Origin of the sequence: Actinoplanes sp. CA-015351 (assembly GCF_050955685.1) — a bacterium.
Lineage (GTDB): Bacteria > Actinomycetota > Actinomycetes > Mycobacteriales > Micromonosporaceae > Actinoplanes.
The window spans coordinates 6,593,628-6,603,252 of record NZ_CP192102.1 but is presented as its reverse complement, the minus strand read 5'-3'; the positions used below and the strand labels follow the sequence as shown (position 1 = coordinate 6,603,252).

Below are 9,625 nucleotides of genomic sequence, written 5' to 3'. Positions count from 1 at the left end.
TGTCCGGCATGGTCGACCGGGACGACAGTGAGATCGATCCGCAGGCGCGGCGGTTCCGGCAATGGACACCGCCGGATCTGCCGTGGCTACGCCGCCGGATCGTCCCGCCTCTGGACGTGACCGCCGAGGAGATCGCCTCGCGGGACATCGCCGAGCAGGAGGTCTTCGAGGAGGTCATCGAGGAGGTTCAGCTCCGCTCGATCGCCGACTGGGAGTACCGGTTCCGCGCGTGGCGGCTCGCCGGGCTGGGCCTGCTGCTGGTGGTCGTGCTGGTGGTGACGATGAGCCGGCTGCTGGTGGGCGGGCCGCCGTCGGTGGCCGAGCTGCGCGAGCAGGCCGGAGTGGACTCGCTGACCACGCTGAACATCGGCGTGAAGGACGACCAGTACGGGGTCGCGTTCTACGACACGCGGCAGAAACTGTGGTCCGGTTTCGACATCGACATCGCGCTGATGGTCGCGGAGGATCTGGGTTTTCGTCGCGACGACGTCCGGTTCTACGGGCTGGAGAGCGAGGACCGGGCGCGGATGCAGGCGACCGACCCGGAAGGCAATCGGGTGCCGGTGCAGCTGGTGATAGCCAGTTACAGCGTGACCGAGGCGCGGAAGGCGGCCGGCGTCAAGTTCTCGTCGCCCTATCTGTTCACCGAGCAGTCGGTGATCACGCTTGACGGCCACGACCCGGTGTCTTCCCTGGAGGACCTCAAGGACCAGAAGGTCTGCACGCTCTCCACCTCGACCAGTCAGTCGGCTCTGACCCTCGCCGAGGCGAAGGTGTCCCGCAAGAATCGGGTCCGGGACTGCTTTGCCGAGCTTGATGCCGGGCGGATCGACGCGATCAGCACCGATGCGGCGATCCTGGCAGGCTGGAAAGCCAAATTTCCACAAAAATACGTACATTGGGATTTGGGTCTTGATTCGGTCGAGCGGTGGGGGATCAACGTCGGTGACAACCCGGCGCTGGAGAAGCTGGTCAACCTGACGTTGTACCGGTCCTACGCGGACCCGGCCGACGACCGCTGGGAGCTGGCCTACCAGAAGAACCTTCAGTCCGAGATCGACCCGGACAAGCCGGTCCCGATCGCCGAAGGCATGCAGCCACGCGTCGAACGCCCTGACGTGCGGCACCTGCCCTGGGAGGATCCGCTGGGATGAGTTCCTTCGATGGGTTCGTTCGATGAGTGAGATCTCCACCGGCGCCGTCTCCAAGGAGCGGCACGGCGCCCGGCCGCGCTATCGCGCCGAGCTCAACTGGCTGCTCGCCGTCCTACCTGGTTTCCCGCTGCTGCTGCTCGTGCTCCGGCTCTGGTACCTCAGCCGGCAGGACATGGCCACGATGCTGCTGCTCGTGCAGTACATCAACCCGCTCGGGATGGTCGGCGCGCTCTTCATCACGCTGAGCTGGACCATCCCGGCGGCAATCCTGGTGGTCCGGATGCTCGGCGGCATTCTGCTGGTCAGCGTCCCGGGGCACGCCGGGACGTCGTACCTGGCGGTGGCCGCGCTGCGGATGCCCGGCTGGGTGGTGGCGGTGGCCGCGATGATCGCCGCGTTCACCTGGCAGCTGCAGTTGCTGCCGCTGCTCGCGCTGCTCGTCGTCGCCATCCTCGGACTGACCGCGGCGCAGAGCGTCCAGGGCGAGAGGCCGCTGATGTTCTGGATCACGATCGGCGTACCCGTGGCGGCGGGTGTGCTGGTTTGGATCTTCGTCTGGCCGGGCATCGTCCAGGCCGTGAACGGTGGCGAGTGGTCCACTGCTGCTCTGCTCGCCCTGCCACCGTTGTTCGGACCGGTGCTCACCGGGCCGGTGCCGGCCAAGTGGGCGCGGATGGCGACGTACTGGCCGGCGATCGGCGCGGCGTTCGCCCTGCCGTTCGTGGTCGGCGTGGTTTTCCTGCGCGCCCCGGTCCTTCCCGACAGCGCCGTCGAGGTGGGCGCCGAGGGTGCGGCTGTCACTGTCGTACGCGGACAGCTGATCTCGGTGGACGACAACTCCACCACGATGCTGGAGGCGGACGGCGAAGTGGAGTTCATCCCCAACGGCGAGGTGCGATCGCGGACCCTCTGCCCGGACACGGCACCGCCTTCGTACAGCGGTGTGACGGTCCGCGGATGGCCCGTGGAGGCGTCGGCGCTACGGTGGATCGCACCGACACGAGCGGTGACCGAAGTCGATCCAAGATGCCTGGGACGTCCCCTTGATCCGAGCTGAGTGTATTTTCGACAACGACATGTGCGACGCGCCGCCCACCACGTGCAGACAGCGTGGCATCGACCTGGCAGGCTGCACGCCATGACCTTGCACCTCCGGTGGGCGGCCGTCACCGACCAAGGACACGTCCGGAGCAACAACGAGGACTGTCACTACGCCGGTGACAACCTTCTCGTGGTTGCCGACGGCATGGGCGGGATGGCCGCCGGCGATCTCGCCAGTCGCCTTGCCATCGAAGCCATGGTCTCGCTCGACGTGCCGATCGCCACCGACCACCAGATGGACGCGCTGCACAAGGCGCTGGAGACGGCCAACGGCCGGATCGCCGAGCAGGTGGCCGCCGACCCTGCCCTGCAGGGGATGGGCACCACGCTGACGGCGGTGCTCTTCAACGGCGAGCGGGCGGCCATGGCCCACGTCGGCGACTCGCGCGCGTACCTTCTCCGCGACGGCCGGCTCAACCAGCTGACCAAGGACGACACGTACGTCCAGATGCTGATCGACCAGGGCCTGCTCAAGCCCGAGGAAGCGGCCGGGCACCCACGCCGGGCCGTGGTGACCCGGGTTCTGCAGGGCGAGCCGGTCACTCCCGCGTACGTCATCGTGGAGCCGCAGGCCGGTGACCGCTGGCTGCTGTGCAGCGACGGTCTCACCGGCGTCGTGAACGACACGACGCTGGAACAGGAGATGCGCGCGGTGCCCGATCCGAAGTCGTGCTCGGAGCGCCTCGTCGACCTCGCGCTGCGCGGCGGCGGGCCCGACAATGTGACCGTTCTGGTCGCGGACGTGACCGCCGGAGACTGACCAGGTATTTTACTCCGGCCGCGGTTACATCGGGCGCGGCCGGAGCAAATCTGGTGGTGATTGCGAGCGTGGTCGTTCTCGCCGACCTGGCTCAGCTCGTCGTCGGGCTGATCGCCGCGGTCACCTGCCTGTTCGCCGCCCGGGGGCGGACCGGAGTTTCCCGGCACTGGCGGCACCTCGCCGCGGGCGGGCTGCTGATCTGGTCGCTGACCCGGCTGTGGGTTTCCGAACCCCCGGGGATCCTCTCCGACCTGGGCTTTCTCGTGCTTCCGGCGTGCATGCTGGTCGGGCTGCTGGCCGCCGCGCACACCCGGCCCCGGCCGGTGCCGACGTCGCCCCGCCGCGACCAGCTCGCCCTGATCATCGACAGCGTGCTGATCACCGGGTCGCTGCTGGCGCTGATCTGGTCGTTCTGCGACGACGTTGCCGCCGACTGGTTCGTCGCGTACCCGATCGTCGACCTGGTCCTGGTCACCATGGTCGTGCTGCTGCTGACCACCCGGCCCGACTCACCGGCCGGGCGGCGGCCGCTCGTGCTGATCGGGGCGGCGATACTCGCGTTCGGCACCGGCGACACGCTGCGCCTGCTCGGCACCGGCCCGGCCTGGCTGGAGATCACCGGGCACCTGCTCGGGCCGGTGTTCATCGCGCTGGCGGCGCTCAACCCGGCCCGGCCGGTTGTCGCAGGGCCGGACACCACGCTGCTCGAACACCCGTGGTTGCATCTGCTGCTGCCGTACGGGCCGGTGGTCGTGGTCGGGGGACTGCTCGTGGCGCAGACGATCGGCGGGGAGCCGCTGACCGCGTCTCAGGCGTACCTCGGCTGGTTCGGCCTGGCCCTCGTCGTCACCCGGCAGATGCTCACCATCATGGACAACACCGTGCTGCTCGGCCGGATCGCCGAGGCGCAGCAGCGGTTGCACCATCAGGCGTACCACGATCCGCTGACCGGGCTCGCCAACCGGGCGCTGTTCCGGGAACGGCTGGGCCTGGCCCTGGAAGCCAACCAGAGCCGGGGCGCGCCGGTCGCGGTGCTCTTCGCCGACCTCGACGACTTCAAGCTGATCAACGACACGTTCGGGCACGCGATGGGCGATCGGGTGCTCACCGCTGTCGGGGAGCGGATGCGGTCGTGCGTACGGTCGCAGGATCTGGTGGCCCGGCTCGGCGGTGACGAGTTCGCGGTAGTGCTCGGCTTCGGATTCGAGACAGCGCAGGCTCCGCGCCGGCGCCGCGGCCGGTTCCGGCCACGACGGTACGTGTTGTCGGCCGCCGGGGTACGCGTACACGACGGGATGGATCGGCGGGTCTCGGCGGGACGGGTCACGGCGGAGTTGCCGTACCCGGTCTGGGTCGCCGAAGCCGAAGCTATCGGCCAGCGGATGCTCGCCGAGCTGCGGGAGCCGTACCAGATCGACGGCCGCTCGGTCGGCGTCGGCGTCAGCGTCGGCCTGGTCGCTGCCGAACCCGGCGACCGGCTCTCCGCCGACATCCTGCTGCGCCGCGCCGACGCCGCCATGTACGCGGTGAAGCGGCGCGGCAAGGGTGCCCTGGTGACCTATGCCGGCCCGCGCGACTCCGCCCCGAACGCCGACCTGCCGCAACTGCTCGCCGGCGCGCTCTCCGACGGCGGCAGCCCGGCCGAGGCCGGCTTCCAGGTGTACTACCAGCCGATCGTGCGGCTGTCGGACTCGACGACGGTGGCCGTCGAAGCCCTGGCCCGGTGGACCGACCCGGTCGCCGGGCCGGTGCACCCCGACGTCTTCGTCACCATGGCCGAGCGGACCGGCCTGGTCGCCGCCATCGACGACTTCGTACTCGACCAGGCCTGCGCCGACGCGGCCCAGCTGGCCGCCGTCTTCGGCCGGCCGATCGACATCCACGTCAACGTGTCGGCCGGGCGGCTCGGGCAGCAGGGCCTGCAGGAGGCGGTGTCGGCGGCGCTGGAACGCCACGGTGTGCCCCCGTCCCGGCTGATCGTGGAGATCACCGAGACGCTGCGGATCCCGGATCTGCCCCGCGCCGCCGCCGTTCTGAACTCGCTGCGGGCTCTCGGGGTGCGGATCGCGCTCGACGACTTCGGGAGTGGGTACAACGCGCTCGCCCAGCTGCACTCGATGCCTGTCGACATCGTGAAGCTGGACTCGACACTGACGGATGTGGACGCGGAACCGGATCGGGCGGGGGCGCTGTGCCGGTCGGTGCTGGCGATCTGTGCTGAACTGGGGATTGCCGTGGTGGCCGAAGGGCTGGAGACGGTGGAACGGTCGTCGGGGATGGCGGCGCTGGGGTGCCCGCTGGGCCAGGGCTATCTGTTCGGCCCCCCGGTCCCCCTGAACCGCCTCTCCCCAACCCCCTGACCAATCCTTTCGTGCTGTCCGGCTCGCGCTGTCCGGCTCGCGCTGTCCGGCTCGCGCTGTCCGGCTCGCGCTGTCCGGCCCTTGCTGTCCGATCCTTGCCTCCCGATCTTTGCTGGCTCGCCGGGGGCGGTGACCCCTATCGATCTTGTGAGGCTGAGCCATCGCGGCGACCAGAAGGTCACAAGATCTGCCCGAATCCCGCGCAACGTGGCGATTCCATTGTCGTTTTCGCGGGCGAGCCCACCCCGCAGGCCGGCGCGGTGGCGTTCTGCGTGAGCCGGCCGGCGGGGTTGCCGGCCCGCGGGGGTTGCCTGCCCGCGGGGTTGCCTGCCCGCGGGGGTTGCCTGCCCGCGGGCCGGGCCGGGCCGGAGCGTGTGGACTTGAGGTTCAATCCGCACCCCAAGTCGACACACACGTCAGGAGTCGCTTGCTCGTGTCGAACTGGGGTTCGGTTTGCGCCTGAATTCAACACGCACTTCGGGGGTCGCTCGCGCGTGTTGATTTGGGGTTTGATTCGCGCCCGAATTCAACCCAGGCCGGCTCGGACCTGCCCGGCGCAGCACGGCCCTGCCCGGCCCCGCCCAGCGGCCCGGCCCTGCCCAGCGGCGCGGTCCTGCGCGGCGCGGTCCTGCGCGGCGCGGTCCTGCGCGGCGCGGTCGCGCCCTGCGCGGCGCGGTCGCGCCCTGCGCGGCGCGGTCCGGTCCTGCGCGGCGCGGTCCGGCCCTGCGCGGCGCGGTCCCGCGAGGCGCGGCGCGGCGCGGGTGGGTGGGTGGTTAGCGGGAGCGGGGGTTCAGGCGGCGGGTGGGGGTTGCCGTCGTGGGGTCCTCGGGCCAGGGGTGGCGGGGGTAGCGGCCCCGCATCTCCGCTCGCACCTGTGGATATCCCTGGACCCAGAACGACGCCAGGTCGCGTGTCACCGCTACCGGCCTGCCGGCCGGGGAGAGCAGGTGCAGCAGCACCGGGACGCGGCCCTCGGCCAGCCTGGGCGCCGAGCGCCAGCCGAAGGCCTCCTGGACCTTTACGGCCAGCACCGGCGCGGCCGGGTCCGAGTAGTCCACCCGGACGTGCGAGCCGCTCGGTACCGGTAGCCGTTCCGGGGCTACCTCGTCGAGGCGGCCGGCTACCGACCAGGGCAGCAGGCGGCGCAGGCCGTGTGTCACGTCGATCTTTGCGAGGTCGGCGCGGCGGCGTGCGGTGCGCAGGTCGAGCCAGTCGGCTGCTGATGCGAGCAGGGCAGAATCGGACACGTCGGGCCACGGTGGTCCCAGGGCCGCGTGCGTGAACGCCAGCCGGTCGCGGAGCTCGGACGCGTTCCGGGTCCAGGTCAGCAGGCTCAGGCCCTCGGCGCGCAGGCCGGTGAGCAGGGCTTCCTGGAGCAGTTCCGGGTCGGGGCGGGTGATCCGTACGCTGGTCAGGGTGATCGCGCCGAGCCTTCGGACCTGCCGGGCGACCACGTCGCCGTCGATCCAGCCGATCTCGGTGGCGTCGGTGAGCAGGGTCGCGGCCACCTCACGCGCGGTGTCTTCGTCCAGGGGCGCGGCGCTGCGGATCCTCGCGGTGCGTGATCCGGCCGCGCGCTCCGCGCCGGCCACGGCCAGCCAGGGTGCGCCCATCAGCGAGCTGCCGCCGCTCAGCTCCGCGGCGGTCCCGCCCACCATGAGGTACGCGGAACCGCCCGGCTCGCGAGCCTTCGCCACCCGTTCCGGAAAGGCGAGTCCGACGACCAGGCCGGCCGCCAAATCGTCCGGAATCCGGGTGTTTGCGATGCCGGTGGAGGCGGGGGCCGTGGAAGCTGATCTGGTCAGGGTTGCCGTCAGTCTCCGTACTTCGGACTGGAAGGGTGGGTCGTTCGTGGCGCGCGCGCGGCGCCAGAGGGTGACGACGTCGTCGCTGGCGGATCTGTCGTCGTCGATGGTTGCGATGATCTCGGCGGCGCGGCGGGGGCCGACCAGGGCAGAGCCGTCGAGCAGGGCGCGCGCGAGGCGAGGGTGCAGGCCGGCGTCGGACAGGGCGCGGCCACGGAGCGTTACTTTGCCGTCCTCGCCGATGGCGCCCAGGTCGTGCAGGACGGACGTGGCGGCGCGTAGCGCGCCCTGTGGAGGCTGATCGGGGAGGGCGAGGCCGGTGCCGTCGGGGTGGCCCCACAGTGCGAGGTCGAGGGCAAAACCGGTCAGGTCGGCTGCGGTGATTTCGGGTTCGGGCTGGGCCGGCAGGCGGTCGTGCAGCGCTTGGGGCCAGCAGCGGTAGACGCGGCCGGGCGCTTCACGGCCGGCCCGACCGGCGCGCTGTTCGGCACTGGCGCGGGAGACCGGCACGGTGACCAGGGTTCCCAGGCCGCGGGAATGATCCATGCGCGGGACTCGGCTGAGGCCGGCGTCGACGACGGCTCGCACGCCGGGGACGGTGAGGCTGCTCTCGGCGATCGCGGTGGAGAGGATCACACGGCGGCCCGGACCGGGTCGTAGCGCGGCATCCTGGGCAGAACCGGACTGGCGGCCGTGCAGGGTGATCACTTCGGCGTCGACCCGGAGGCGGGCGGCCACGATGTCGATCTCGCGGGCGCCGGGGAGGAAGACCAGCACGTCGCCGTCACCCTCGGTGAGTGCGCGGCGGATCGTGGCGGCGACGTGCTCCAGCAGGCGGGGATCGACGCGCATGCCGAGCGATGGGGCGACCGGACCGGCAGGCGGCGCCCAGATGACCTCGACCGGATAGGTGCGGGCATGGGCGGTGAGTACCGGAGCGGGGTCGCCCAGAACCGCTGCCAGCCGATCAGAATCGGCCGTCGCTGACGTCGCCAGCAGCTGCAGTTCGGGGCGGAGCGCGGCGCGGACCTCGGCCAGGAACGCGATCGCGAGGTCTGAGTCGAGGTGTCGTTCGTGGCACTCGTCGAGCATCACGATTGCGGTGCCGGCCAGCTCCGGATCGTGCTGGAGCCGGCGAACCAGCAGGCCAGTCGTCACCACCTCGACGACGGTGTTCGCCGATACCTGGCGGTCGCCGCGGACGGCGTAACCCACCCGGCCGCCGACGCGCTCGCCGATCAGCGACGCCATCCGCCGGGCTGCGGCCCGGGCGGCGACCCGGCGCGGCTCGGCCACGATGATCCGATTCTGCTCCGAGGCGAGAGCCAGGGGTACGAGTGTGGTCTTGCCTGTTCCCGGCGGAGCCACCAGCACGGCTGCTCCGGCCCGCTGGAGCGTCGCGACCACCTCGGGCAGCACCGGGCGGACCGGAAGATCGGGGAGCGCTTCGGCGGGTATCAGCACGGGCAAGGTTCCGTTCATGTTTCGTGGCAATGTGTCTGTTAATTCTTGCGTCTGCCTATCCAATCGGCGGACGCTGCCTGCTTGACTGATCAACATTGACGAGGGGGTGACGGTGGAGAGCTTCAACGCGTTACCTGCTGAGCGTCTCGAGAGCGAGTTGCTCGCCTGTTTGGCGGCGCCGGCCTGGGGAGCTGAGGTCGCCGCCAAGCGACCGTACCGTGACCGCGCCGAGCTGTTCGCCGCCGCGGATGCCGCGGCGGCCGGGCTGAGCTGGGACGATGTGCTTCTCGGGCTGTCCGCGCACCCGAGGATCGGCGAGCGTGCGGCCGGGGAGTCGAAAGAGGCGGTCTGGTCGCGGGCCGAGCAGTCGGCCGCGGCGGCGTCGGCTTCGTCTTCGTCTTCGTCGGACAAATCGGCGCTCGTTGCGGCGAACCGGCTTTACGAGGATAAATTCGGTCACGTGTTTTTGATCTTCGCGAATGGCCGCACTCAGGACGAGATCCTGGCGGCGGCTCGGGAGCGGCTCGGCAACGATCCGCTCGCCGAGCGGGCCGTGGTTCAGGGCGAGCTGCGCAAGATCGCGCTGCTCCGGCTGGAGCGGGTGCTCGATGCCCTCTGACGACGGCACGGCCGCCGAGTTCCACGCCCGGATCTCGACGCACATCCTGGACACCGTGACCGGTGACCCGGCCCGCGACGTCTACGTGCGGCTGGAGCGCCGGGACTCCGAGGGCTGGCTCACCGTCGCCGAGGGGCGCACCGACGACGACGGCCGGTTCCGCTTCCGGGTTCCGGTCCGCGACTGGCAGGCCGGTGGTTACCGCCTCTTCTTCTACGTGGAGCCTTATCTCGGCGCGGACAGCTTCTTCCCGGAGATCACTGTCGCTTTCCACGTCCACGACCCGGACCGTCACTACCATGTACCGCTGCTGCTCAGCCGGTACGGCTACACGACATATCGAGGGAGTTAGACCGTTGGCG

7 protein-coding genes are annotated in these 9,625 nt (G+C 70.6%); 6 read left to right on the top strand and 1 reads right to left on the bottom strand.

The features are described 5' to 3' along the window. Positions 1 to 8 precede the first annotated feature (8 nt). From ACQP2E_RS30050 to ACQP2E_RS30035, 4 genes are all read left to right on the top strand, one after another. Entirely contained in the window at positions 9 to 1,154 is a 1,146-nt protein-coding gene (locus tag ACQP2E_RS30050; RefSeq protein WP_433826301.1) for a transporter substrate-binding domain-containing protein, read from the top strand. Between the two features lie 22 nt (positions 1,155 to 1,176). Continuing rightward, on the top strand, positions 1,177 to 2,211 hold the full coding sequence (locus ACQP2E_RS30045) for a hypothetical protein (protein WP_433826300.1): 1,035 nt from the start codon (positions 1,177 to 1,179) through the stop codon (positions 2,209 to 2,211). An 81-nt stretch (positions 2,212 to 2,292) separates the two neighbouring features. Beyond that, complete coding sequence (locus ACQP2E_RS30040; RefSeq protein WP_433826299.1) at positions 2,293 to 3,015, top strand: PP2C family protein-serine/threonine phosphatase; 723 nt, start codon at positions 2,293 to 2,295, stop codon at positions 3,013 to 3,015. A gap of 53 nt (positions 3,016 to 3,068) precedes the next feature. Continuing rightward, positions 3,069 to 5,375, top strand: coding sequence for a putative bifunctional diguanylate cyclase/phosphodiesterase (locus tag ACQP2E_RS30035; protein WP_433826298.1), 2,307 nt, complete (start codon positions 3,069 to 3,071; stop codon positions 5,373 to 5,375). 773 nt (positions 5,376 to 6,148) lie between these two features. On the opposite strand, the gene hrpB is transcribed toward ACQP2E_RS30035, so the two are convergent. Beyond that, a complete protein-coding gene (gene hrpB, locus ACQP2E_RS30030; RefSeq protein ID WP_433826297.1) occupies positions 6,149 to 8,662 on the bottom strand; it encodes an ATP-dependent helicase HrpB in 2,514 nt (837 codons plus the stop codon). Between the two features lie 94 nt (positions 8,663 to 8,756). On the opposite strand from hrpB, the gene uraD reads away from it, so the two are divergent. Then, a complete protein-coding gene (gene uraD, locus ACQP2E_RS30025; RefSeq protein WP_433826296.1) occupies positions 8,757 to 9,263 on the top strand; it encodes a 2-oxo-4-hydroxy-4-carboxy-5-ureidoimidazoline decarboxylase in 507 nt (168 codons plus the stop codon). After that, a complete protein-coding gene (uraH, locus tag ACQP2E_RS30020) occupies positions 9,253 to 9,615 on the top strand; it encodes a hydroxyisourate hydrolase (RefSeq protein WP_433826295.1) in 363 nt (120 codons plus the stop codon). The genes uraD and uraH overlap by 11 nt, the downstream gene beginning before the upstream one ends. Positions 9,616 to 9,625: the final 10 nt, after the last annotated feature.